We start from the raw sequence: 26,283 nt of genomic DNA on the forward strand, positions 1-26,283 counted from the left end.
CATTTATTTTTTCTCAAGGTCACGCATTTACATCCTAGCAGAATATTGATTAACAATATAATGATTATATACCTCATCAGCTTATTGCTTCAGAAAACGATACTAATTAATCATGACCCAAAAAATGACTCATTACACCTAGAAATGATTACAATATAAATCAGGGTATTAACTATAACATGAATCACATTCCCGTCATCCGTTAGAATCAACACACATGTTTTTATCATGTTTCAGCCCAACAGTGAAATCTATCTGAAGACAAGTATCGGTTTCAATAGTCTTGTAGAGGAAAATGGATGAAGTAAAGACACCCTAGAAAATAATGACAACGATTTTAATAGTTATGTTGAAAAACAGAACTTAATGAAACAGCGAACAACGACGATTCAACTCCATGATACTAAATTAAATGCTATTCAAACAACACGTTACTCTGACAACACGTTTTATGTATCGAATCACACATCAATGAACCACCGTATTATTTAAAAACAGAACCTACACTTAGTTATCATCATTCACAATCCTTAAATAACGTTATATATTCTTTAGTAACGCCCCTTACTAAAGAATATGACACTAATACTTCAAAATATAATGATTTTAGCATATTCACTCTTATACTAGCCTTAGAAGTATTAGCTTTAGACGCGTTATTCCTAAAAAACATTAACTGTATTGTTCTAAGTATCTGTTACTAATACTGTAACAACATTTCTTTCATGCATTATAAAAGAGCTATTGTCCAGTTTTCTAAGTCCTGGCAATAGCTCTATTTGTTTATAAAAATGTTCAAATTATGTCTTCTATTACACAATACGTTTACGAATAGCTCCCGAGATAAAGTCAACAATGGCTACCATAATCACTAATCCGATTAATATAATACCTACTCGATCCCATGAACGTGTTTGAAGTGCAAAGATAAGTGGTGTACCAATACCACCAGCACCGATTAAACCTAAAATAGATGCTGAACGTAAGTTTAATTCAAAACGATATAAAATAAGGGATAAGAATGAAGGTAAAATTTGAGGAATCACCGCAAAGACAAGTGTTTTAGTTTTATTCGCACCACTTGCTTTTAAAGCCTCTGCTGATGAGAAGTCTAAACTTTCAATATCCTCTATAAATAATTTACCTAACATCCCTACTGAATGAATACCTAATGCAAGTACCCCTGAAAATGAACCAGGACCTACTGCTTTTATAAAAATTAACGCCATAACAATTTCAGGGAATACGCGAATGACACTAAGAATGAATTTAGTAACCCCTGTTACTGGTCGAACTTTTACTAAGTTACGTGCACCTAAAAATGCGAATGGTATACAAATCACTGCTGCGATAAATGTACCAATAACAGCAATGGCAAACGTTTCAAGTAAACCACGAAGCAAATCTTCTCCAGCTGGAATATAAACGTAATCCCAATCGGGGTGGAATAATCCATTAAAAATAGATTTAAGAATTTCAATTGATTTAGATTTTAATTCTAAAGCAGGCATACCTGCAAAACCCCAAACAATGATAGCTAAAACAACAATGGTAATCAGCCAATGTTTAATCATTCTTTGTTTGTGTTCCTTTGATCTCACTGGATATTTCTTTTCTAACTGATGCTGTTCTTGTGTCATGCGAGTCTTTCCCTCACTTTCGAGCTGACATAGTCAATAATGACAACAATGACTAAAGTGAACAGAATAATCATCGCTGTTTTTGGATATTGGAATAATCCTAAAGTTGAGTCGTAGAATAAACCGATACCACCAGCACCTACTAATCCAAGAACTGCTGAGGCACGAATATTAATCTCAAATGCAAATAATACATATGATAAAAATGTAGACATTGTTTGTGGAACTACTCCAAACATAATCCATTTTATTTTATTTGCACCTACGGCCGTCATCGCTTCCATTGGACCTGGATCAATTGTTTCAAGCGATTCATAGAACAATTTCGCAATAACACATATTGTTAAAATAAATAATGCCAATACCCCTGGAATTTGTCCGATACCAAAAACTGCAACAAAGACAGCAGCTAATAATAAATCAGGAATGGTACGTACAATATTTAAAATAAAACGTGATGGAATCGTAATCCACTTTGTTTTTACAATATTACTTGCACAGAGCAATGCAACTGGAATTGATACGATGGAGCCTAAGAATGTTCCTACAATCGCCATGCGAATTGTGTCTAACATAGGTTTTGTAATGGTACTTAAGTAACTCCAATCTGGTGGAACCATTTGTCCAAAGAAAGAACCGATTTGTGGAATCCCTACCATTAAGTCACTAAAGTTAAAGCCAGTGTATAAAAAACTCCACACTACGAGCGCAATCACTAAAAATAGGGTTAAACTAGTTTTGAAAGAGAATTTTTTATTTAAATATTGATCATATTTACCTGTAGTAGGTGTTGCCATATTACTCCACCCCTAGCTTCTCATCGTCATTAAGTTTACGACCATAAATTTCATTAAATACATCTTCATTCGCTTCACTTGCTGGACCATCATAAACCAGTTCTCCTGCACGTAAACCAATAATACGTGTTCCATATTCTAAAGCTAAATCAACAAAATGTAGGTTAATTAAAATGGTAATGCCTAATTCTTCATTGATTTTTTTCAAGTCATCCATAACTTGTTTAGTAGTGAGGGGGTCTAAAGATGCAACAGGCTCATCTGCTAAAATAATCGCTGGCTCTTGCGCTAAGGCGCGTGCAATTGAAATACGTTGCTGTTGACCTCCAGACAGTTCATCTGAACGTTGGTCATATTTATCCAAAATATTCACACGTTCTAACGCATCCATTGCTTTAATTTTGTCTTCTTTTGGAAATAATCCTAATATCATTTTCCAAGTTGGATGATAACCGACACGACCACTTAATACATTTCTCAACACAGTAGATCGTTTGACTAAATTAAAATGTTGGAAAATCATTCCTATATTACGACGCATCATTAATAATTCTTTACCTTTCGCTTTCGTAATCGATTTACCTTCAATTGTAATATCTCCCGAAGTAATATCATGTAGACGATTAACAGATCGTAATAATGTAGATTTCCCCGCACCTGATAAACCTACGATAACAGCAAAGTCACCTTTTTCAATGTTTAAATTGATATCTTTTAACCCCACATGACCATTAGGATAAATCTTGCTCACATTTTTAAACTCTATCTGACTCATGTATGTTTACACCCTTCTTTTTAATACAGAGAAAGAGGTCGGGACAAGATCATAAGAAATGATATATGCATTTCTTATATGACTCAATTGCCCTAGCCTCTTCTCTTTATCACTTATTTAGTTCTATCTATGTGAAAATTATTTCATATCTTGAACTTCTTTTTCATATTTTCTTACGATATCGAAGTCTGAGTCTTTAGCATCTGTATAGCCTTCGTGAGAGTATACTTCACTAATAATTTTATGTCCTTCTTTTGTTTTAGAGATATCTTTAAATGCTTTTTTAAGTTTATTTTGGAAGTCTTTGTTCATATCAGGACGAACTGAAATCGTATCGTTAGGAATTGGTTTTGTTAGTTTAAGAATTTTAGTATCTTTAAATACGTTGGGTTGATCTTTTTTAACAATGTTACGTGCATCTTGGAATACAGCTGCAGCGTCAACATCGCCATTTAATAATGAAATAACAGCTTGGTCATGACCTTTCATGTTTACGATTTTCATATCTTTAGTAGCGTCAATACCAGTATCTTTTTTAATTGTTGCAATTGGGAATGTGTAACCTGCTGTTGAAGTTACATCTTGTAATGCGATTTTTTTACCTTTTAAATCTTTTAAGCTATTAATACCTGAATTCTTTTTAACTAAGATTTCTGATTTATAATCTTTTACAAGTTTTTTGTTACTAGAACCATCTTCATTCACACCATAACGTTGTGCTTGTAATAATAAATCAGCTGCTTTTTGATCATGTGCTAAAGTGTATGCAGTTGGTGGTAAGAAACCAACATCTACTTTTTTAGATTTCATTGCTTCAACAATTGTATTGTAATTTGTTGATACAGAAACTTTTACTGGAATACCTAATTTCTTAGATAATAATTTTTCAAGCGGTTTTGCTTTTGCTTCAAGTGTATCTGCATTTTGTGATGGTACGAATTGTACAGTTAATTCTTTAGGTGTGTAGCCATCTTTACTTGAACTTGATCCACCATCCGAATTACTACTTTTATTATTGTCTAACGAGCTATTATTTCCACATGCTGCTGCAAAAATAATAACTGATAGCGCTAATACTAAAAGGTACTTCAATTGCTTCATAACATATTGCCCCCGTTCGCTATGTATACATTCATTTAATTTGTCAACGCATTTCATTTGACAATACTAAGAGTAGCACAATATTAACCAAAATAATATTTATTATGTGTGAATTTTTTATAGAATTGTTTTACACTGTTAAAGAATTGTAAAATTTATTTAAACATTCTCTAAATAATCTATTATCAACTTATTTTTTTATTATACTTTTTCTATAAATCATTTAAAAATATATTTGGGAGATAAAAATATGAAATGGATAAAAGTATTAAGTAGTACTATTTTAGCTTCAGCAATTACATTATCTGCAACGCCAATCAGTCATGCTGCACCAAATCAAACTACCACTCAAACTGTCGCTTTTGACGCTTCACACGGCCAAACGGCAGGAGCTGCTGATTGGGTCATTGATGGTGGTTTTTCCGATTATGCTGATTCAATGCGTCAACAAGGCTATACTGTGAAACAAATCGATGGAGAATCTAATATTACACCTAATACACTACGTGGCATCAATATTCTCGTTCTTCCAGAAGCCAATATTCCTTTTAAAAAGAGAGAGCAACAAGCTATGCTTAATTTTGTTGAAAAAGGTGGCAATATCATCTTTATCGCTGATCATTATAATGCCGACAGAAACTTAAATCGTTTCGATTCTTCAGAAGTGATGAATGGTTATCGTCGTGGTGCATATCAAGATATCACCAAAGATTTAACAAATGAGGAAAAACATTCTAAAGCTATGCGCAATGTTAAAAGTTCAGATTGGCTTTCTGAACACTTCGGCGTACGTTTCCGTTACAACGCTTTAGGTGATTTAAACACTCAAAATATTGTGTCATCTAGTGACAGCTTTGGTATTACTGAAGGTGTACATTCTGTATCAATGCATGCTGGTTCAACTCTTGTAATTACAGATCCTACAAAAGCAAAAGGTATCATTTTCTTACCAGAACACTTATCTCAAAAACAACGTTGGTCTCATGCAGTCGATCAAGGTATTTACAATGGCGGTGGTATAGCAGAGGGTCCTTATGTTGCTATCTCAAAAGTAGGTAAAGGAAAGGCAGCCTTCATTGGAGATTCATCATTAGTCGAAGATAGTACACCTAAATATGTACGTGAAGATAATGGAAGAACTAAGAAAACGTATGATGGATTTAAAGAACAAGATAATAGTAAATTACTTAAAAATATTACAACTTGGTTTGGAAAACAAGATAATACACCGAATTTAAAAGAAACAGGTATTAAGTTAGATCAACCTACGCCACTTCTTAATTTTGAACAACCACAATATTCAACTGAACCTGAAAAAGAACCATGGTCACAACCACCTTCTGGATATAAATGGTATGATCGTTCAACATTTAAACTAGGTAGTTATGGCAGTACATCATCACAACTAAATAGTAATCATAAAAATCATGGTAGCCATAATGGTAATAACAAAGCGAATAGTACAGAAGATAATACGACTGAAAATAATCATTCACAAGAGGATACAAATACATCACAGTCTTCTCAAGATACAACTACTTCTAATTCAATGATTTCTAGCAATAATATTCAATTCCATTTACCAGATAATGTATCAGTAAATCAACCATTTAATATTCAAGTTGAATTAACAAACATGGCTAAAAACACAACTATTGATCATTTAAAATTAGGTGTTTATCAAGATGGTGGTAGACAGCTTGCAAGTTTTTCTCAAGATGGGCAAAATTATGATACGGTAGGCTATAGTCAAGAACAAAGTGTAACCACTGACGACCAAGGTAACGCAACGTTAACTTTTACAGCTAAAACATCTGAATCTATTTCAGGTGCGAATATTCGTTTAAAACAAGGTAGTAAAACACTTGCTACAGGTTCAATTCAATAATTTATAATAGTAATACAACACATAAGAGATAATAAAGGTATGTGGCGTTCAATAAACTACTTCCCTTTTTTATCTCTTTATTTATGAAAGGAAATGACCTATGACACAACTCTCTTTTTATATCGTAAGTGATATACACGGCTATATTTTTCCCACTGACTTTTCAAAAAGAAACCAAAATCTTCCTATGGGATTATTAAAAGTAAATCAACTTATCGAACAAGAACGTCAACAAGATGACTATAGTTTTAAAATTGATAATGGTGATTTTTTACAAGGTTCTCCTTTATGCCATTACCTAGCAACTGAAGAACAATCAAGTCAACCTCTTACGGATATTTATAATTGTCTTAATTTTGACTTTGGTACATTAGGTAATCATGAATTTAATTATGGATTACCTTATTTACAAAATACTTTAAACCATCTTCATCATCCTATCTTGTGTGCAAATATTTTTGATTACAATAACGCACCTTTGACTGGTCAAGGCGTAAATTATTTTAAACGTGGCGATATAACTATTGGCGTCATTGGATTAACAACACAATTCATTCCAAATTGGGAACAACCTGCCAATATTAAAGGATTAACGTTCAACAGTGCAGTTGAAACATTAAAATGTATTTTACCAGACGTTCGTAAAAAATCAGATGTTGTCGTTGTGTCTTATCATGGCGGTTTTGAAAGAAGTCTTGATACTGATATACCTACTGAAGAATTAACTGGAGAAAATGAAGGATTTGACATACTAGAACGTTTCCATAAAGATATTGACGTGCTTATAACAGGACACCAACATCGTGATATTGCAATGATAAAAAATGACACCGCTATTATCCAACCAGGTACACGAGGTACAGAATTTGGTAAGGTGACATTAACTTTAGATCATGAACATCAAATTACAGATAAACAGAGCACTCTTGTATCTGTGCCCTCTCATCTTTCATTAACATTATCTAACAACGATCATTCACTTTTAAATGAACTTGAAGATTGGCTTGATACGGACATTACAACATTATCAGAACCAATGCTAGTAACTCATCAATTCGAAGCTCGAACGCACCCTCATTCACTTATTAATCTGATAAATTATATTCTGTTAGAAAAAAGTGGTGCAGATATAGCAAGCACTGCACTATTTGATTCAGCTAAAGGCTTTAATCAACAAGTCACAATGCGAGATATCATTAATAACTATCCTTTTCCTAACACATTCCAAGTTTTAGAACTTAATGGCAAAGGAATTAAAGCTGCTTTAGAAAAATCAGCAAGTTATTTTAGTGTAAGTGACAATAATGAAATCACAGTCAGTGACACATTTTTATCTCCAAAACCTCAACATTTTAATTATGATATGTATGGAGGAATCTCTTATACCATTCATGCTGGTGCACCTATAGGACAACGTGTTTCAGATATTAAAGTCGGCGATTCACCTTTAGAAGACACAAAAACGTATACCATATGTGTGAACAACTATCGTGCAGTTGGAGGCGGAGATTATAAAATGTTTGCAGAAGCGCCAGTCGTTAAAGATATTCAAGAAGAAGGCGCACAAGTACTAATTGATTATATGACGCACCACGATTTATCTCGTATTCCTCAAGTTGTCGATTTTAAGGTTGTTCTTTAACATTCACTTTACATTTTATGGTGTAAAATATAGTTGACTACTATTGAAAGGATTGAGAAACTTGAGTGAATTTTTAGCAGCAATCGTAGGTGGTGTTTTCGCACTTATTGGAACATTTTTAGGTATTAAATATCAATTTACAAAACAACAAGCGGAAAAAAAGGAAGATTATAAAAATGACATCATGAGTATGATTGACCTAACCGCCTATAAAGCCTCAAAAATATGTAAGGTTGACTTAGGTGAAAAAGGCGCAAAATATAATAAACAACAAACATTAGAATATTGTGAAGATATTACCCAATTATTTAACAAACTAGATCATCAAATCCAAGAGTTGTTAGGGACAATGAGCCATCACGAGGAAGAAGCCAATGCACCTATTCGTGCGTTATTAAATTGTTATGAAACACTTGAAAGTTATATCTCTAAATTTTCTATAGCTGCTCGTATTTATGGAGATTATTTTGAAAAAAGTGATTTCGACCGTACAATCATTGTGAAAACGAAAGATAAATTAGATAAAAACATTTCACATTTCATCAATGATTTACGTCAATTTTCTAAAAATCATTTTAATCACGAAATGTATGAACCAACATTAAAAGTTAAACCTGAATAGCAAATAAGCGTTCTAAATTGAAAAAGTCCAATTTAGAACGCTTTTTATTAGTGATTAAACGTTATATGTTTTTTTTCATAAAAATGATTAATTGTATTAATTATAATTCCTAAGATAATGATCCCGCCTGATACAAATGTAATCGTAAGATATGGGAATCCCATTGATAATAGTATTGATCCCACGATTGCACCTAAAAAGTTTGCAATATTAAAGACTGAAGCTGCAAGTGTACTTGCAAGTAACGGTGCCTCATGTGCACTTAAAATCACTTTACTATTTAATAGAGGCGTTGTACCGAAAGTGCCGAAACCAAATAAGAAACAAATAATAATTGCTAAAATCGCACTATGCACTGCTGTTACAAATAAAACAATCGTTATAAAAAGTAACACAAAGGTATAGAACAAGTACTGGGTAAGTTTATGTTCTGGTACATTACCTGTAAGCAAGTTACCAACCACACCGCCAAGGCCAAACATAAATAAACATACAGTTAAACCAACAATTCCAAATGGTGCATATTTATGAATCATTGGCTCCATAAACGTATAAGTTGTGAATACGCCTGAATAACCAAAGACAATAATTGCCATTACAATTAAGATATGTGGATTTTTAAATAGTTTTAATTCTTTTTTCACACTCGCTTCTGTACTCAAAGCGACATGAGGTACAAACTTCATCATTCCTAACATAGTAATGACAGCTAACAAAATCATGACGCCAAAGACAAAGCGCCAATTCGCAAATCCACCTAAAAATGAACCGAATGGCACGCCAATCATCACTGCAATTGTTAATCCAGCTTGAACTAGAGCAATCGCTTGTGGTTTTTTACCCTGTGGCGCGACGGCTGCCGCCACACTCATACATACGCCAAAGAACGGTGCGTGCATAGAGGCTGACAATAATCGAGATAACAGTAGTATTGGAAAATTCGGTGCTAACATCCCTATTATATTACTTATAATAAAAATGGCCATCAATACTGGGAGTAAACGTTGTGCGCGTACTTTTAAAGTAAATATACGCATTAACGGACCGATTAATGCGACACTAATAGCATACACACTAATTAATAACCCTACACTCGAAATAGGCACTTTCATATCGCTTGCAATTTGAGTTAATAAACCAGTAACAACATATTCTGCCATTCCAACTGTAAATGTACCTAACATAAATATGAAGAACATCATTCTGTTATCTTTCATTATTGTTTCCTCCTTTTTCTCTCTAAAAATCATATGAAAGATATACTACACAAAATTACATTCTCTGTGAAGAGATTTTTTTAAATTTTTTATTTCTCAAAAATATAGTAATGACAAGTTTTCATATTTTTTCATTATGTTAAAAGTAAGACAATTTCAAAAGGCTTAACTAAAGTTTTATATAATCTAATTTCTATTAATATATGTATTTATATTCAATGTATTGAATATTGTATTTTATAAAACATTTTTCCTCGGTTGACGATGAATTAACATTAATGCCACAACAACGCATAAACCTCCTAAAATTAAATGAAGCGTGAAGGGCTCTCTTAATCCTATAATTGAAAATAGTGTCGAAAATAGTGGTACTAAAAATAAGAAACTACTCGCCGTAGTTGCCCCTCGTTGGCTTAAGCTATAAAACCATAATCCAAATGAACCTACAGAAGCTGGAATAATAAGCCAAAAGAACCATATCCATCCCCAATGATTAAGCGAACTAAGTGTATAATGTTCTTTTAAAACGAGACTCATTATCAGCATAAACATACCACCGAATAATAGTTGCCATCCTGTTAAAACCCAGGGCCCTTTATCAAACACTACCTTTTTTGTCACTATTGTATTGATTGACCAACATAATGAACCAGCTAGTGCAAAAAGCGTCCCCCATCCAAATAATGTTTCATCTAATCCGAGACATAATCCTACTCCAAACACACCAAGTATAAGTGAAGTAATTTTAATTTTTGTTAACCTTTCATCTAAAATAAAATGTGCTAAAAAGGCCAGCCATAGCGGGTTCGTAAATAATAGAATAGATGATATAGAAGAAGACACGCCAAATGCCATTGCAAAATTTAATAATCCCATCGTCCCTGCTGTTTGTAAAAATCCAATAACGAACACTAATATAAATCCTTTATAACTATTCCCTTTACTTGTGGGTAGAATGCCCCTTTCCCCATTTCTCATAAATGTAAGGATTAACATCATACATCCTGCGATAACAAATCGCCATCCACCAAGAAGCATAGGTGGAACATGTTCATTTGAAATTAAATATTTGCCAGTTGGAAAAGATGATCCCATAAAAATAGTCGTAAAAAGAATGGACATATAAAATGTTATTGAAGTATTTAAATGTTTTTTCACTGCTGTCGTCTCCCTATTTTTAATTAAAGATAATTGAGATATATTTTGTCTTTAAATACAATTATATAGGAACTACTTTATTTTTTAAATATAATATAAAAATATTATATAATAGGTTTGATAGGAGGCTTATATATGAAATTATCTACCGGTTGGGAACAAGCAATATATGTCTTATTAATTTTAAACCAACTCCCTCGTCAGTCAGTAATGACATCTACCGCTTTAAGCAAGCGACTTAAAGTTTCTGATTCTTACTTAAAAAAAATAGTAAAAGCATTAGTAAAAGAAAATTTGGTATATTCAACAACTGGTAAAAATGGAGGATTTACACTTAGAAAAAAACTCAAAGATATTACTTTTTACGATGTCTTTTTAGCTATTGAAGGTCGTGGCAATATCTTCTCAAGTCAACATTTACTTACCAACTTTTTAGGAGAAAAAGAAGGACACAAAGCACAACAATGTAACATCAGTATAGCTTTAAATCATATTGAACATACATTGATTTCTACACTTTCTAATATAAATTTAGACGATATATATCAAGATATTATCAAGCTTTATAATCTTGAAGACATTACACAGTGGATAAGATTAAATAGTAAGACGCTTTAGACATCCGGATGTCTAACATCAGACAATCGTTAGTCTTACCCATAATTTACTTTAGATACTTTTTGACAAATATATTTGTCAAAATGACTATGATAATATACACTGATTGTGAGGAGATGATGATGATTGCGAAATCGATTGAAAGAATTACGAGCAAGAGAAGGTTATAATCAAACGCAACTTGCTAAAAAAGCAGGCATCTCACGTCAAACTGTATCTCTCATTGAAAGAAATGACTTTACACCTTCTATTTTAACTGCTATAAAAATAGCTCGTATTTTTAATGAACCTGTTGAATCTATCTTTATAATTGAGGAGGAAGATTTATGAAAATAGGTCGTTTTATAATCACTTTGTTAATTGGCGGACTGATTGGAGGATGTATAGCTTTATTCATTGACTACAACCATAGCTTTCACTTCTTTGGAAATTATCATTATGCTACACATTCAAATGTCATTTTAATCTCATTAATCTGTGTGACGCTTATCCTAGTCTTAAGTATGTATTTAATTATGATTCAAAAAAAAGCCGTTCATTACAAACGTTTATCTGAAACACATATTGATGAAGATGAAGCAGATTCATATGATAAGAAAGCTAATTTAGCATATATGCAAAATTCATTTATTTATTATCTAGAATTAACAATTAGCTTTATTGCTCTTTTTATCATTGTCTTAGGAAATGGAAATTCTAGTACTAGTAGTTGGGCCTTACTCCCTTTTATGACAACGATTATTTCTTCGGTAATTACAGGATTATTTTATCGTAAATTTGATTCTCGCTACCCCAAATTAGGGGAAAAAAATTATGCCGAGAAATTAATTAATATTTTAGATGAAGGAGAACGACATATTTACTTTAACTCCTTGTTCAAAACATTCTATATTAACCTATCTTTAATTATGATTGGTGCAATATTTTTAGGTTTTTATTCGTTAGAAACTGGTCATTCCCAAACGTTAGGAATCTTTATTTTAATCATTTTGTTTATTTATAATGGATTTAGTCATTTATTAAAAACATATAAATTTTATCATTCATAGTTTTCACTTCTATAAAGAAAGGATCATTAGATGACACATTTACTTCAAGTACAACAACTTAATAAATCGTATAAGAATTCAAATTTCGAATTAAATGATATTTCATTTACTTTAAATCCAGGTGAGGTCATTGGCTTAATTGGTAAAAATGGATCAGGTAAATCCACACTTATTAACACATTAGTGGGTAATCGATTTAAAGATTCAGGAGAGATTTCTTTTTTCAATCAAATTATTTCCGAAAAAGATAAAGATTATAAAGAGCACGTGGGTGTAGTTTTTGATGATTTACGTGTACCGAATAAATTGACAATAACAGAGATTGATAAAGTATTTTTAAATATTTTTAAACATTGGAATAGTGATCAATTTTTCAATCTTATTCAATCATTTGAATTACCTAAAAATAATCAAATTTCTACTTTTTCTAGAGGGATGCGCATGAAAGCAGCATTAGCCATCGCACTTTCTCATGAGACAAAATTATTAATCTTAGATGAAGCAACAGCTGGTATGGATGTTTCAGGACGAGAAGAAGTGTTAGAAATTCTCGAAGATTATGTATCAAAAGGGCATGGTATTTTACTTTCATCTCATATTTCAGAGGATATGGAACAACTTGCTACAAAACTTATTTTTATGCGCGATGGTCATATTCTTTTACAAGAAGACAAACATATATTACTAACTGATTATGGCATTATCGAAACAGATGAAACTTCCCCTTTAGACTTACCTCAAGAGGTAATCATTGCTTCACGAATACGTCAAGGTCAACGTCAAACGTTAGTCAAGCAACGTCAACACTTTGAACAAGCACGCCCGCTTCAAAGTATTGATGATGCTACAAAATTAATTATGCGAGGTGATAAATAATGAAAGGACTTATACTTAGTAGTTTTTATGCTTCTAAAAAATCGCTCATAACCTATTTAATTATTGGTATTGTATTAAGTATTGTGTTTGCATTTTTTAGTCCAATGATGTGTTGTTTCATGCTAATGGTCATGTTATTATCTCCCGTATCAGATAACTTAAAACGTGAAAAAGATTCTAAATGGATGTACTATGTGTCTACCCTTCCTACACATAGACATACTTATGTAAAAGCATACTTTGCCTTTTATGGTTTACTCATTTTACTTGGTTTGATAATTGGCGCCATCATTTGTCTTATCGTGACTCAAGATATCATGGTTACATTATTTTCAGCATTCATAGGTATTGGGATGGCTTGTACGTATGCATTAATGTTTCCACTCACATTTAAATTTGGTCCTGAGAATTCAAATGTCATTATGCTTACTACAGCAGTTGTTGCTGTTGCATTATTTTTATCCATGTGGTTCTTTGCTGTTATGCCAATACTCATAAAAGCAGGTTCAATAAGTAAAATCGCTTCAAACCCACTCGTTTTAGTAGCAACTGGTAGTTATGCATTGCTTGGTGTTATTATTTTTGTCATTTCTTATTTTTCATCACTATCTATTTTTAAGAAACAAGAACTATAATCACCAACGTGTGTTCATTGAAGAACACACGTTTGCTCTATTTTATATTTTGGATACATATTGATTAAGGAGGAGAAACTATGGATATTAAAGCAATTGAAGATTATTTAAATATTGAGTCTCAACGTTATCCTCAACCTACTTTAGATGCACTTAACTATTATATGGAACGCTTTATGCTAACCGTTCCTTTTGAAAATATTAGTGTTCAAAATAAAGAAAAGATTTCAGTTGATTTAGATTATTTATTTAATAAATTTATATATCAACATCGTGGTGGGTTTTGCTATGAAATGAATCACTTCTTCGGTAGCTACTTAGAAGCTAAAGGTTTTAAAGTGTTTCGAATGTCAGCAACCGTTCATCAGCCTAATGGCAACTACAGCCCTAAAGGCTCTCATTTATCACTAGTTGTTCTTATTAACAATGGTTACTATATTGCTGATGTGGGATTTGGCGATTTACCATTACAAGCACTCCCAATAACTTCAATTGAAGCGACACAAATTGTGTTTGAAAAGACAGGTCAATTTCGTGCCATTTTTGAAACCCCTACGACGTATCTTCTTCAAAAACTGGAAGAAACAACGTGGGTAACACGTTATAAAGCAGAGTTTATTTCTCGTGATATTCATGATTTTGATAAAATGATTAACTACAATACCTCACATCCTGAATCTATATTTGTAAAGCAACTCATGATTACAAAACCACAAAATTTTGGTCGAGCTACGATGTCTTATCATCACCTTACCCTTACTAAAAGATATAAAAAAGAGCAATTCGCTGTCACACGTGAAAATTATAAAGATTTTTTAAAAACCTATTTTAATCTTGACGTTACTATTCTTCCTTTAGAAAAGTGAATACATTTACTACTGTCGCGTAAGAACAACAATGAGGTGAAAACTATGTCCGATATCGAAATTATTGGGCAACACAAAATAACTTAAAAAATATTTCAACTGAATTCCCTAAACATGCGATGACTGTAGTTACAGGCAGTGCTAGTTCAGGAAAAAGCTCACTTATTACCACAGCTTTTGAACAAAATGAAGATGCTATATTGATTAATCAAAAACCTGTACACGTATCAAATCGTTCTAATCTACTCACGTATTTGAATATTTTTGAAGGTGTGAGACTTTTTTTAGTAAACATAACTGGTCTTAAAAAAAGCATGTTCAGTACTGAAAAAATATTTATCTTTGATGAACCTACAACAAAACTTCATGAAGACGATTTACCTATTCTCGTTGACTACTTTAATCATTTGATTGATGAAGGGAATACTGTCATTTTAATCGAACATAATTTAACAATGATGACAGAAGCAGATGGATTTATTGACATTGGACCATTTGCTGGTAAACATGGAGGACAATTATTGTATGCTGGAGAACCTAAAGGACTCCTAGATATTAACAACTCTGTTACAGCAAAACATTTAAGACGATATATTGAATAATAATGATTTAACCCCCGCATGCCCTCAAACACGCGGGGGTTAACATTTACCTACACACTATTATAATAATTTATGTTGCTTCAAGAGTTCTTCTACAAACGTACCTTTTATTTTTTTCAAGAACGTGTGTAATGCAACTTGTTGTATTTTATTTTGCTCGGCTAATGTTTTCAAGTCTTTACGATCATTAAGTTCATACATCGCATCTAATAAGACACGAATATCAAATTCTGTCGCCATGACTTCTGGAACACCTCTATCTATGTCCAGTAATTGATAAACTGCTTCCATCGCTGTTCTTACAGAATATTCTGTAGTAAACACTGTATCTCTTTCTGTCTCTGCGAAGTTACCAATGAAGGCTAAGTTACGAGAGTGCTGAGGGACAACAAGTGGTCGATCGCCAATCGCTCTTGGCATGAAATATGAACAAATATAAGGCATATATACAGGAATCGTATTACAATGTTGTGTTGCGAGGCATTCTATTTGATCAATAGATAATCCCATATGATATAACCATTCTTGACATATTTCATGACCACTACATTCAACAATCGGTTTATGGATATAATCGCCCTTCTCATCTGAATATAAAGCGTATACCCATACACTCACTTCATCTTTAGGTTGTTGTTTGAATTGTTGTTGACGATTCACAGTAAAACTCATTTGCCATTTAGAATCGTTCACTGTGATAATCCCACCTGTAACTGTTTTTCCAGCTAATGGATCCCGTTTACATAAACGTTCGATAGCTTCAATGACCGTCTTGTTATTTGTCGTTACCGTTGCTGAGACGAACCAACTTTTATCTGGTAAATCTTTATAAAATTTTTCAGGATTACCAAACTCAGGGCTTTGTTTGGCTAAGTTACGCCATAAGTTCCAACTTCCGCCAATATCTTTTGTAGGAGGTGCGGGTGTGTCATTATCACCATATGTTGAACTTTCTGTGATACTACCATTAGTAATAAATACGAGATCATCGGGTGTGAGCTGAATCGTTTCTTTATTACCATTTCGTTTTAGTTCAATTGTTTTAGCAACTTTGTCTTTGGTAGTAACATCTACTTTAACGTCAAGCACTTGGACATTATATTCAAATTGCACACCATGGGACGTTAAGTATGCAACCATAGGGCGTACGAGTGATTCGTATTGATTATATTTAGTAAATTTTAAAGCACTAAAATCAGCTAATCCTCCAATGTGATGCACAAATCTCATTAAATAACGACGCATTTCCATCGCAGAATGCCAAGGTTCAAATGCGAACATCGTTTTCCAATAAATCCAAAAGTTCGAATTCATGAAATCCTCTGACAAGACATCTGAAATTGTTACATCATTTAAATCTTCTTCTTTCATCAAACATAATTGAAGTATGTCTTTCATTGCTTGTTTCGTTAAAGTAAAGTCTCCGTCTGTAGGCAAGCGTTGACCCCTTTCTTCAATAACACGACATCGTGAGTAGTTTGGATCTTCTTTATTTAACCAATAAAACTCATCTAAAACTGAAGTATCTTCAATTTCAAGTGATGGGATGGAGCGAAATAAATCCCATAAACACTCGAAATGGTTCTCCATTTCTCTGCCACCACGCATGACATAGCCTTTCATTGGAAGTTCAGTTCCATCCAAACTTCCACCAGATTTAGATAATTCTTCTAAAATGTGAATGTTTGACCCATCCATTTGCCCATCTCTAATTAAAAAACATGCAGCAGCTAAAGATGCTAATCCAGAGCCAATAAGATAAGCAGATTTTTGTGCAACATAGTCAGGTTTTTTCGGACGTGCAAATGCTTCATAATTTCCATTACTATAGTACATATGATTCACTTCCCATTTTATTTATATTTTTAAGTAATCTATGAAAAGTAGTAAACTATAAGTAAACGCTTTAGAAATTAATCTACCCTTCGCTTATATTATAATCATTTTATAAAATATTATTGTGAGTCAGTTAAGTGAAAATGTAACTTAAGTGACATTTTTGATAAAATGTCCTAAATGAGAGGTGAACAACATGAATAATCAAGATTTACGTGTACAACGAACAAAAAAAGCACTCATTACTACATTCTCAGATTTGCTTGAAACGAAATCTTTTGACAATATCACGATTCAAGATTTATGCGAAAAAGCAAATGTACGTCGTTCTACATTTTACCGTCATTTCAATGATAAGTATGATTTACTTAATCATATTGTTGGTACATTAATTGAATATTTTCGAACGTTACATTTGCCTGAAATTGATCCAAAAGATCCGAGACAATTTTTCAATAAATTTATGAAAGATATTTTACTTTTCATTAGTGATAACAAAGCAATGGTAAAAAGTGTCATTTCTATCAATATTTATAGTGAAGTTTATCAAATTTTATATAATCAAATTTATGCAGTGGTTAAACGACAAATTGAATTTGATAAACAAATTGGACAATTTTACATAGATGAGTTCATTTATGGAGAATTTCTAGCTGGAGGCATTTTAAGCGTTATTCTAAACTGGATTCAGTATGGTCAACAATCCATTGATGACGTGTCTTCAGATATCGTTACCATGATTTGTGGAGCGAGAGAAGTTCATTTAAAGTTATTAAAATAAAACGAGAGCGGGAAACAAATATCGTACTGACTTATTAAATTGTTTGACCTTCATCTCACAATTAATAGTACGGTAAAGGATATCCCGCTTTTATTTAGAACCATTTCCATACTTTTTTAGCATTTACTCGTGGATACGTCGTTTCTGGTAAGAAATCACGTTTATAATGCACATAGGCTTTTCCGTCTTTATTGATTCGTATATCCCATTTTTTATTATCTTTAGGAACGGTATCATATAAATTTTTATCTACTTTATATGTCTTACCGCCAATCTTATGTTCTCCTTTAGATAATACTTTTTTGTATTCATATTCTTTGCGATAATGTTTAAAAATCGCATTCCCTATTCGATTACGATTGTATTTAGCATTATTATCCATATACGGTGCCACATTCATAACCACTTCATTGAGTCGAAGGTGATTTTGTTGGTTAGTTAAAGCAATATTATATCCTTTATCACTCGTACCCGTTTTCAATCCATCTGTACCTTTTAAGTAAAGTGGCTCATGTTTAATTGATAAATTAGTATTGTTAAAAGTATAACCTTTTTGAGTATCTTGACTAAGTTGCGTTATGTTTAAAATTTTCGGATGTTTGGCGATTAAGTGATGAGATAATATCGCAATATCTTCTGACGTACTTTTAGGATAAATATCTTTTCTATATTTCTTTGGTGCTTGTTGTCCAAGTAAATCATTAGCAGCACCTGCTGGATTCACAAAATGTGTATGTTTCATATGAAAAGCCTTAGCTTGTGCATTCATTTTGTCTGTGAACGTTGACGTATTGCCGCTCACTTGTTCTCCTAAAATCATTGCGGCTGAATTGCTTGAAGGTAAGGCTGCCTGTGTTAATAAATCTTTAATAGTATATATTTGACCTTGATTTAAAGGGACAGATGTTAAATTTGGCTTTTTAGATAATTGATCATACGCGCTCGTGATTTTAACTTTATCGTCTAACTTAAGTTTTCCTTGATGAACTGCTTCTAATGTTAAATAAAGGGTCATCATTTTAGACAAAGAAGCAGGATCCGCTTCTTTATTTCCTTGGAAATTATATAATATTTGGCCTTGTTGTGTCGTAAGCGTTACACCATCAGGTTCATAATTTGAACTTACTGCGACATTACCTTCTTTATTTGTAATATCAACGGGTGTTTCTGCTGCATGAGAGATTGAAGTTCCTAATAATGTAAATAAACTAAGTATTCCAATACTTTGTGTTACTTTCAAAAACATTATATTACCTACTTTTTATTTTTATAATATTGTATAATATATTTTATAACAACTTTATAGGCGAATTACAACTAAGTATCTAATATATATTCTTTAATTATAAAATAAAGAAGAGTTGAACAAATGGTCTTATGAATTTTGTCCAACTCTTTTGTTTATAGCATACTATTGATAGGATTTATCTCCTTTAAAATATTGACGATCTTTCTCACTATACACCTTACTCGGATCTAAAAATGGTTTTAATTTATACTTAAAATCATATAAATTTAATCCATCAATCGCAACACGATCTTGATAGACACTATCATTGCCGATATCTGTAAAATTATTTGGTCCTACACCTGCTAAAAATTTAAATCCTTCATCATGAACAAGATATTGATATGCTTTAGACCCTCTATCTTGAGCACCGTGTGGATAGATAAATACATCTGTTTTGCCTATAATGGGCTCTACTTCGTTTTTCCAACGTTTCGTATCACGAATAATTTGATCATATGAACTATTTGCAAAATCGATATGTCCCCATGAATGACTTGCAAATGTCCAACCATCTCTTTTCATTGCTTTGACAACTTTTTTAGCATCTCTTTTACGTTTTAGATAATCTTTATTATTTAACTCATTTGTTCGATAACCTAACACGCCATTGTATCCTGTTAGCGCAACGACGCCTTTTTGACCATTGAGTGAAAAGTCAGGATGGTCTTTCACGAATTGATTCAATATAGGTACAATATCATTTGTTTCACTTGTTGTTACCTTACCATTTTTATCTTTAGTTTCAGAAACGACATGTTGTTTCTGATCTAACACTAAACGATCTGCATATCCATGACCTCTCATGTACTCATAATAATTCATATCATCAATGGATAAAATTAATGGTTTCTTACCCCTAGGTAATTTTAATTCTTTTCTAGTAACTGTCTTCCCTTTTAAATCATAAGCCTCATGTGGATCTATTAATATGTAATGGTGTTTATAGAGTTCATTTAATGAACGCTTAAACTCATCAGCTGTAATCATCCAATCAAAATTACCCTTAGCTTGATTCTTCTCTTGTGTAAAAGCTACTTTAGGTTCAGTAATCACTGGATGATAAAATACATGTGCAATATCACCTTGATACACTTGCCAATCTTTTTTATTCTGAGTACTTTTTTTCGCATATATATTTGCGATATTTTCTTTATCCTTTTTAGTGTCTTTCTTTGATGATGACAATGTTGAAAATTGACATGCACATAAAACTATAGATATTAAAACAATAAGCGTGCTAAGTAAATATGTCTTAGTCATATAGTTACTCCTTTAAGTTATAGAAATATTATAATACCTCCCAACATTATATAATAATTTTATATTATTTATAATAGATGTGTTTCAACTTTTGAATACGCTTATTTTAAAATAGACTTAACACGTTTATATACAAAACCTACATATCTAAATCTTGAGCTATATCATTTATTGTGGGCATACCACCTTGTGCGCCAAGTGCTGTAACTGAATGACTAGCGGCGACATTAGCAAATGCAATAGCTTTAGCAAGTGAATAGTCTTTTTGTAATCCGACTGCAAGCGCACCATTAAATGTATCCCCTGCGCCTGTTGTATCTTTTACTTCTCGTTCAATACCTTGAATTTCAACTTGTTCTAAACCATCGTAAAATACAGCGCCCAATGCACCTTGTGTCACAATCAGTTTATCAGGATAACGTTCTAAAGCTTGTTCAATGTCTCCTTCAAACATATTTTCACTTTCAGTTTCATTTGGTGTTAAGTATGTCACTTGTTCCAATATATCATCTGAAATGTCTCTATATGGAGCTGGATTTAAAATAGAAGTGAGTTCATGTTCATAGCAATAATGAACAGTGTGAGCAACAACATCAGCTGGAATCTCTTGTTGAAGTAACACAATATCTCCTTTATTTGCTTTTGATAAAGCTGAGTCTACCAAAGAGACTGTGACTTTATGATTTGCTGAAGGTACAACAATAATACTATTATCATTATCAGCTAGTGTAATGTGTGCGGTACCTGAAGGTCCTTTTACTTTTTTTACATATTCAACATTTACATGATTATGCTTTAGATTTTCAAGAATTTGTTTACCTAACATATCATCGCCAATACACCCTACCATGTGAACATGGTCACCTAATCTTGCTGCTGCCACTGCTTGATTCGCGCCTTTACCGCCTGGTGTAGTGAAAAATGTATTTCCTAATACTGTTTCACCTTTACTTGGCACTTGGTCAGTCGACACAACCAAATCCATCGACATACTTCCCACAACATATATACGTTTCATATTAACCCTCTCCTTTTTCTTTCTCATCCATATCATATCTAAATTAGCATAAATAATAAAAAAAAGAGTGAGACAACACATTTAAAAAGAAATGCGGTCTCACTCTCATTAATATGTTCTAACTTTTAACTTCATGCTGCTCTTTACCTGCAAACATCACAAGCCACGTTGCAAAAATAAATGGAGCGGTGAAAATAGGAAGACCAATTGGGGCTAATGTTGTAGCTAATGCACCATGCATCACTACTGTTAATAATAAACCAGTAATCACTGCAAGAATCGGATTGAATTTTGTTTTAAACGTCGCACCCAACGCAATACCCGTTAATATTGAGTTATAGCCGTACAATCCATCAGTAATAGTGGGATAGTCTCCACCTAGTAATGTGATACATATCACTGCTAAAATACTTGATACTACTGCATAGATCCCGCCTTTTACTGAACCAATAAAAATACCAATAATAATTAACAGACTACCAATGATTGATGTCACTAAGAAAATTTCACTAAAGTTTGTAATGATACCGCTAATAAAATTCACATGTGAATGACTGATGTCTGGATGTTTAATTTTAGTAGGCAAAATATCTATTGTGATATGCATTTTTGAAAATTGCATGCCCATTGCTAAAATTAACCAAGTCATAAAGACAAATGGAAAAGTTAACATGGGTAGACCATATGGTTTTAAAATTTCTCGGATTGCAGCTCCAACTGGTAAAGTAAGAGTGGTCGCTACAATAAGTACAATCCAATTCACTAAAGATGCTTCTAAGAATAACGCTAACCCGATTGCTGTTAATACTGAATTGTATCCAGCTAATCCATCATGGACTTCATCCTCACTATAATTAAAGTGCGGCGCTAGAATAAGTGCAATGAGACTTCCCACTGTTGCTCCTAATCCAATCTTCCAATTTGCAATAAATAATCCTATCAAAATACACAGCCCAGACCATTTATTATTCATAAATACAACTTGAGCAACATTTTTTAAAAATATTTCTAAATACTTCACAAGCTCACCTTTACCTTTTCTTAATAATTACCCCTATAGTTCATATTTTTAAACACATTGATGCTTTTTAGAAACATCTTAATGCCTAAAGCACACCGTTCACTTACGACTACATGCATTTAATTAACGAAATTTATGTAGATGATGCGCTTATCATCTACGATAAATTACGCATGCCTCCAAGAGAAACAAAAATGAGTCCGATTGGTTATATGGAAAACTATACACATCTTGGTTCGGCTTATTGTATACACCCTGATATAATGCAAAAATTCATTGAAGATGTGTATGATGACATTAATGATTATACAAAACAATACGATTACCGTATTGGTATTACGCAATTACCTATACATGGTTTTACAGTACGTGTATTATCTAATCTGACACAAGAAATTGAAGAAGTGCTTACACGCGTCCAAGCTTATATTGCTGATAAATTGTATCATCGCCAACTCGACTTTTTAAGAAAATATTAATTAAAATACACCTTATATCATGAGTATAAAGACTCGATATAAGGTGTTATTCTTTTATACTTATTTTTCTATTTTTATTTATTATCATTAAATATATATTGATAGATATCATGCGAAACTTGTTCAAAATCGTCAACATTAAGTGAAAGATAGAATTTGAGTTTAGGCTCTGTTCCTGAAGGACGTAATGCAACAAATCCCTCATCAAAGATTAACCGAATCACATTTGACTTTGGCAGAGATATCGTTTCAACTTTATCATCCCGTTTATTGATTCTCTTTTGACTTTGATAGTCTTCAACCGCTATCACTTTTAATCCGCCCAACGTATCTGGAATGTGTTGACGAAGATGTTCCATTAACGTTGCAATCTCTTGTTGACCTTTTTGCCCTTCAAATACTTTAGATATAGGTTGGTCACAATAATATCCTATTTCTTCGTAAATGTCAGTTAATGCATCGCGTAAGGTTTTACCTTCATTTTTTAAAATTGACGCATATTTGATCACAAGTGGCACAATTTGAATGGCATCTTTATCTCTCACAAAATCTCCCGCAAGATAACCATAACTTTCCTCGTAAGCAAAGATAAACGCTTCATCGTTATTTAATTCGCGAATGGCCTTGGCAATAAATTTAAAACCAATTAAGACTTCCTTCACAGTGACTCCATGTTGCTTTGCGAAACGTTTTCCTAGTTCACCACTTACAATGGATTGAATCATGACTGGATATTTAGGAAGCGTCGTATGATCAACTAAATATTTAATCATTAACGCACCAATCTCACTACCATTAAAATAGTGAATATGACCATCATGATCTCGTTCAACGAATCCCATTCGATCCACATCAGGATCTGTCGCAATGATTAAATCAGCTTTAGAGTATTGGGCTTGTTTGATAGCTAAATCAAACGCTTCATGTTCTTCTGGATTGGCGCTTTTTACAGAACTAAAATCAGGATCAATTTTACATTGTGAGTCAACAAGTTCAATGTTATTAAAGTGAAGGTGGCTTAGCACCTTCGGAATAATAGGTGTTCCTGTACCATGCAAACTCGTATACACCACATTTAAGTTTGATGGAGGTATGTCACCAATCAATTGGCTAATTTCCGAAAAGTAGTATTTATTAATCTCTTCTGGTAAGGGTAAAATATTTTCTTTAATTAACGCCTCATTTAATTCAATTTCTAAATGAAGTGGATCATCTAATTGCTCAATATAATTAGCCACTTCAAGTGAGGCGATATCATCGAGCTGTGCTCCATCAGCACCATACACTTTAATGCCATTATAGTCTTTAGGATTGTGACTGGCTGTAATCATAATGCCTGCAGATGTTTGAAGAAACCTCACTGCATAGGATAATTGAGGCGTTGTTTGATATGTATCTGATAAATACACTTTTATATGATGTGTTGCTAAAATATGTGCGATAATTTCTGCAAATTCAGCTGATAAATGACGAATGTCATAATGAATGACAATGGAAGGTTGTGTCATATTATCTTGTAAATAATATGCAATTCCTAAAGCTAGACGTTGAATGGTATATCGATTTAAACGTCCTGGTCCTAAACCAAATTGACCACGAATACCTGCTGTTCCAAAGGAAAGTGTCGTTTCAAACCCTTCTTGTTGAAATTGAGATGATTGTTGGTCATAGAATGATCCTACGAGACTATCTGCTTTATGTTTTATCCAATTGTCTTTCATCCAATACTCCTCTCATACATGATGTATGTCATATTATTTCTTATAGTATAATCTATATTCTTTGATGTTTCACATTATACTTTAAATTGAACGATCTTTATCACGTCATAACTTACAACATAAACATGTATTTAAATTAAGAAACTCCCTCACTACTATAATGAGCAAGGGAGTATTGAATTGAAAACGCCTCTGTTACTTGTCTAGGATTGAAACTGATAACTTTGATGACCTTTAGCGAAGCCTTCCACTGTATAAATCATTGATCCACCTTCTGAGCCATTTTCAATATCATTTGTACATATTAACAGCTGATTCGTTTCTGGTATAAATTGTGGATGCGTAGAACGTAGCATTTTTCCTTCGTCCCGACCTGGCATTAAAATTTGTCCAATTGGATACCCTCTTTTATTAAAGACAAGAACTCGGCCTTGTCCATACATCGCAACATATAAATTATCATCACTATCAATACAAACAGAATCAGGTCCTTCATGACCAGTGAAATAATACGGTATGGTTGCTCCAAACGGTGCAATAGTCACACCATCATCTTCTAATTGGATACGATGAAGGCGATTCGTCGTTGTTTCAGTTACCCACAGGACTTTTTCATCGGTACTAAGTGCGATACCATTAGCAACAGAAATATTTTGTATCACTGGTGTTACCGTTTTAAAATCAGGAGAAACGTAGTAGACGCCACCTTTAGGATTCGTTGAATACCCTCTAAAGTCGGTGAAATAAAAACCACCTTTACTGTCAAATACCATATCATCAATACAATAATCTGTATTGATTTCTGAAATAATCTCTTCAAAGTGTTCTCCATGTTCATCAGTTGCAAAAATACCACCTGTAGATTCAAAGTCACCTAAGTAACATGTAAACAATCGTCCATCTTTATGAATTTTTACTGCAGCTGGATTTTGTTTTTCTGATTGAAACGCTACAGAAATATCTTTACTTGGTAGATTAACTTTGAAAATCTTTCCACCAAATACTTCACATAAAAATAAGTTATGTTCTCTATCAAAATTAAGTCCTTCAAGTTGAAGTCCTTCATCTGAAATTTTTAGCCATGGTTCAGCTGTAACTGTTTGTAATTCACTTTCAGAAACAATAGGAACCACACTTTTAGACTTACCACTATACGTTAATTTAGGTAATTCATTATTTGTCATATTAAATAAGCCTCCTTATGTCATTCATTTACATAGTTTATTATACGCTTGAAACATTCTAAACTTAAGCTTACTATATGTAATCGATTTCAATAAGTAAAATGATTCTCCTTGTATAGGTCAATTGACTGATTTATGAGCGCAAATATTGAAAGAAGTTATAATTTTGTTAAAATATTATAATGTCGATTTTTATATAAATAACA

Annotated in this window: 24 protein-coding genes and 2 pseudogenes; 13 read left to right on the forward strand and 13 right to left on the reverse strand. The window is 32.7% G+C overall.

Annotated elements, in window-relative coordinates; genetic code table 11:
• Positions 1-366 precede the first annotated feature (366 nt).
• Positions 367-492, forward strand: a complete 126-nt coding sequence (locus NR218_RS02220) for a hypothetical protein (RefSeq protein WP_256217906.1) — start codon at positions 367-369, stop codon at positions 490-492.
• Between the two features lie 320 nt (positions 493-812).
• Here NR218_RS02220 and phnE (NR218_RS02225) read toward each other — a convergent pair whose 3' ends face one another.
• The 4 genes from phnE (NR218_RS02225) to NR218_RS02240 all read right to left on the reverse strand — a co-directional run bounded on the left by phnE (NR218_RS02225) (position 813) and on the right by NR218_RS02240 (position 4,313).
• Positions 813-1,640, reverse strand: coding sequence for a phosphonate ABC transporter, permease protein PhnE (gene phnE, locus NR218_RS02225; RefSeq protein ID WP_019834757.1), 828 nt, complete (start codon positions 1,638-1,640; stop codon positions 813-815).
• A complete protein-coding gene (gene phnE / locus NR218_RS02230; RefSeq protein ID WP_017175497.1) occupies positions 1,637-2,437 on the reverse strand; it encodes a phosphonate ABC transporter, permease protein PhnE in 801 nt (266 codons plus the stop codon). Before phnE (NR218_RS02230) ends, phnE (NR218_RS02225) begins: the two co-directional genes overlap by 4 nt.
• Before the next feature lies 1 nt (position 2,438).
• Positions 2,439-3,212 carry a phosphonate ABC transporter ATP-binding protein gene (gene phnC / locus NR218_RS02235; protein ID WP_002449541.1) on the reverse strand — a complete coding sequence of 258 codons (774 nt, stop codon included), beginning with the start codon at positions 3,210-3,212 and terminating at the stop codon, positions 2,439-2,441.
• A gap of 138 nt (positions 3,213-3,350) precedes the next feature.
• On the reverse strand, positions 3,351-4,313 hold the full coding sequence (locus NR218_RS02240) for a phosphate/phosphite/phosphonate ABC transporter substrate-binding protein (RefSeq protein ID WP_049415810.1): 963 nt from the start codon (positions 4,311-4,313) through the stop codon (positions 3,351-3,353).
• Between the two features lie 250 nt (positions 4,314-4,563).
• Between NR218_RS02240 and NR218_RS02245 the strand changes: the two genes are divergently transcribed.
• The 3 genes from NR218_RS02245 (at position 4,564) to NR218_RS02255 (ending at position 8,465) form a co-directional block, all read left to right on the forward strand.
• Positions 4,564-6,201 carry a DNA-binding protein gene (locus NR218_RS02245; RefSeq protein ID WP_019834755.1) on the forward strand — a complete coding sequence of 546 codons (1,638 nt, stop codon included), beginning with the start codon at positions 4,564-4,566 and terminating at the stop codon, positions 6,199-6,201.
• 100 nt (positions 6,202-6,301) lie between these two features.
• A complete protein-coding gene (locus NR218_RS02250; RefSeq protein ID WP_019834754.1) occupies positions 6,302-7,843 on the forward strand; it encodes a bifunctional metallophosphatase/5'-nucleotidase in 1,542 nt (513 codons plus the stop codon).
• Between the two features lie 61 nt (positions 7,844-7,904).
• Entirely contained in the window at positions 7,905-8,465 is a 561-nt protein-coding gene (locus NR218_RS02255) for a hypothetical protein (protein WP_017175501.1), read from the forward strand.
• Positions 8,466-8,512: 47 nt separating this feature from the next.
• Here NR218_RS02255 and NR218_RS02260 read toward each other — a convergent pair whose 3' ends face one another.
• Complete coding sequence (locus tag NR218_RS02260) at positions 8,513-9,682, reverse strand: MFS transporter (RefSeq protein ID WP_019834753.1); 1,170 nt, start codon at positions 9,680-9,682, stop codon at positions 8,513-8,515.
• A 237-nt stretch (positions 9,683-9,919) separates the two neighbouring features.
• The gene (locus NR218_RS02265; protein WP_002488263.1) at positions 9,920-10,840 is read right to left on the reverse strand and encodes a DMT family transporter; all 921 of its coding nucleotides are present in this window, start codon (positions 10,838-10,840) and stop codon (positions 9,920-9,922) included.
• 135 nt (positions 10,841-10,975) lie between these two features.
• On the opposite strand from NR218_RS02265, the gene NR218_RS02270 reads away from it, so the two are divergent.
• From NR218_RS02270 to NR218_RS02300, 7 genes and pseudogenes are all read left to right on the forward strand, one after another.
• Positions 10,976-11,458: an RrF2 family transcriptional regulator gene (locus NR218_RS02270; RefSeq protein ID WP_002449396.1), complete on the forward strand. Its 483-nt coding sequence runs from the start codon at positions 10,976-10,978 to the stop codon at positions 11,456-11,458.
• 126 nt (positions 11,459-11,584) lie between these two features.
• The gene (locus NR218_RS02275) at positions 11,585-11,788 is read left to right on the forward strand and encodes a helix-turn-helix transcriptional regulator (RefSeq protein ID WP_002449521.1); all 204 of its coding nucleotides are present in this window, start codon (positions 11,585-11,587) and stop codon (positions 11,786-11,788) included.
• Positions 11,785-12,507: a DUF3169 family protein gene (locus NR218_RS02280; protein ID WP_019834752.1), complete on the forward strand. Its 723-nt coding sequence runs from the start codon at positions 11,785-11,787 to the stop codon at positions 12,505-12,507. The genes NR218_RS02275 and NR218_RS02280 overlap by 4 nt, the downstream gene beginning before the upstream one ends.
• 30 nt (positions 12,508-12,537) lie before the next feature.
• The gene (locus NR218_RS02285; RefSeq protein WP_019834751.1) at positions 12,538-13,383 is read left to right on the forward strand and encodes an ABC transporter ATP-binding protein; all 846 of its coding nucleotides are present in this window, start codon (positions 12,538-12,540) and stop codon (positions 13,381-13,383) included.
• Positions 13,383-14,018 carry an ABC-2 transporter permease gene (locus NR218_RS02290; RefSeq protein ID WP_002449477.1) on the forward strand — a complete coding sequence of 212 codons (636 nt, stop codon included), beginning with the start codon at positions 13,383-13,385 and terminating at the stop codon, positions 14,016-14,018. The genes NR218_RS02285 and NR218_RS02290 overlap by 1 nt, the downstream gene beginning before the upstream one ends.
• 80 nt (positions 14,019-14,098) lie before the next feature.
• The gene (locus NR218_RS02295; RefSeq protein ID WP_019834750.1) at positions 14,099-14,884 is read left to right on the forward strand and encodes an arylamine N-acetyltransferase; all 786 of its coding nucleotides are present in this window, start codon (positions 14,099-14,101) and stop codon (positions 14,882-14,884) included.
• A gap of 71 nt (positions 14,885-14,955) precedes the next feature.
• Positions 14,956-15,486, forward strand: a pseudogene (locus NR218_RS02300) (hypothetical protein); the annotation flags it as partial.
• 60 nt (positions 15,487-15,546) lie between these two features.
• Here the strand turns inward: NR218_RS02300 and NR218_RS02305 are convergent.
• Positions 15,547-17,322: an oleate hydratase gene (locus tag NR218_RS02305; RefSeq protein WP_019834748.1), complete on the reverse strand. Its 1,776-nt coding sequence runs from the start codon at positions 17,320-17,322 to the stop codon at positions 15,547-15,549.
• Positions 17,323-17,518: 196 nt separating this feature from the next.
• On the opposite strand from NR218_RS02305, the gene NR218_RS02310 reads away from it, so the two are divergent.
• Positions 17,519-18,103, forward strand: a complete 585-nt coding sequence (locus tag NR218_RS02310) for a TetR/AcrR family transcriptional regulator (RefSeq protein ID WP_002449257.1) — start codon at positions 17,519-17,521, stop codon at positions 18,101-18,103.
• 94 nt (positions 18,104-18,197) lie between these two features.
• On the opposite strand, the gene pbp4 is transcribed toward NR218_RS02310, so the two are convergent.
• The 4 genes from pbp4 to yut form a co-directional block, all read right to left on the reverse strand.
• On the reverse strand, positions 18,198-19,349 hold the full coding sequence (pbp4, locus tag NR218_RS02315) for a penicillin-binding protein PBP4 (protein ID WP_048683240.1): 1,152 nt from the start codon (positions 19,347-19,349) through the stop codon (positions 18,198-18,200).
• A gap of 165 nt (positions 19,350-19,514) precedes the next feature.
• Positions 19,515-20,654, reverse strand: coding sequence for a polysaccharide deacetylase family protein (locus NR218_RS02320; RefSeq protein ID WP_019834746.1), 1,140 nt, complete (start codon positions 20,652-20,654; stop codon positions 19,515-19,517).
• A 139-nt stretch (positions 20,655-20,793) separates the two neighbouring features.
• Positions 20,794-21,672: a ribokinase gene (locus NR218_RS02325; protein ID WP_019834745.1), complete on the reverse strand. Its 879-nt coding sequence runs from the start codon at positions 21,670-21,672 to the stop codon at positions 20,794-20,796.
• 118 nt (positions 21,673-21,790) lie between these two features.
• The gene (gene yut / locus NR218_RS02330; protein ID WP_242554067.1) at positions 21,791-22,693 is read right to left on the reverse strand and encodes an urea transporter; all 903 of its coding nucleotides are present in this window, start codon (positions 22,691-22,693) and stop codon (positions 21,791-21,793) included.
• 98 nt (positions 22,694-22,791) lie between these two features.
• Between yut and NR218_RS02335 the strand changes: the two are divergent.
• Positions 22,792-23,172 (forward strand): annotated as a pseudogene (locus tag NR218_RS02335) (urease accessory protein UreD); the annotation flags it as partial.
• Positions 23,173-23,246: 74 nt separating this feature from the next.
• Here the strand turns inward: NR218_RS02335 and NR218_RS02340 are convergent.
• Positions 23,247-24,893 (reverse strand): phospho-sugar mutase, encoded by a 1,647-nt coding sequence (locus tag NR218_RS02340; RefSeq protein WP_019834743.1) that lies wholly within the window; start codon positions 24,891-24,893, stop codon positions 23,247-23,249.
• Between the two features lie 203 nt (positions 24,894-25,096).
• The gene (locus NR218_RS02345) at positions 25,097-26,077 is read right to left on the reverse strand and encodes an SMP-30/gluconolactonase/LRE family protein (protein ID WP_019834742.1); all 981 of its coding nucleotides are present in this window, start codon (positions 26,075-26,077) and stop codon (positions 25,097-25,099) included.
• Positions 26,078-26,283 lie beyond the last annotated feature (206 nt).

The sequence above is a fragment of the Staphylococcus sp. SUC_1.2 genome, assembly GCF_026222585.1.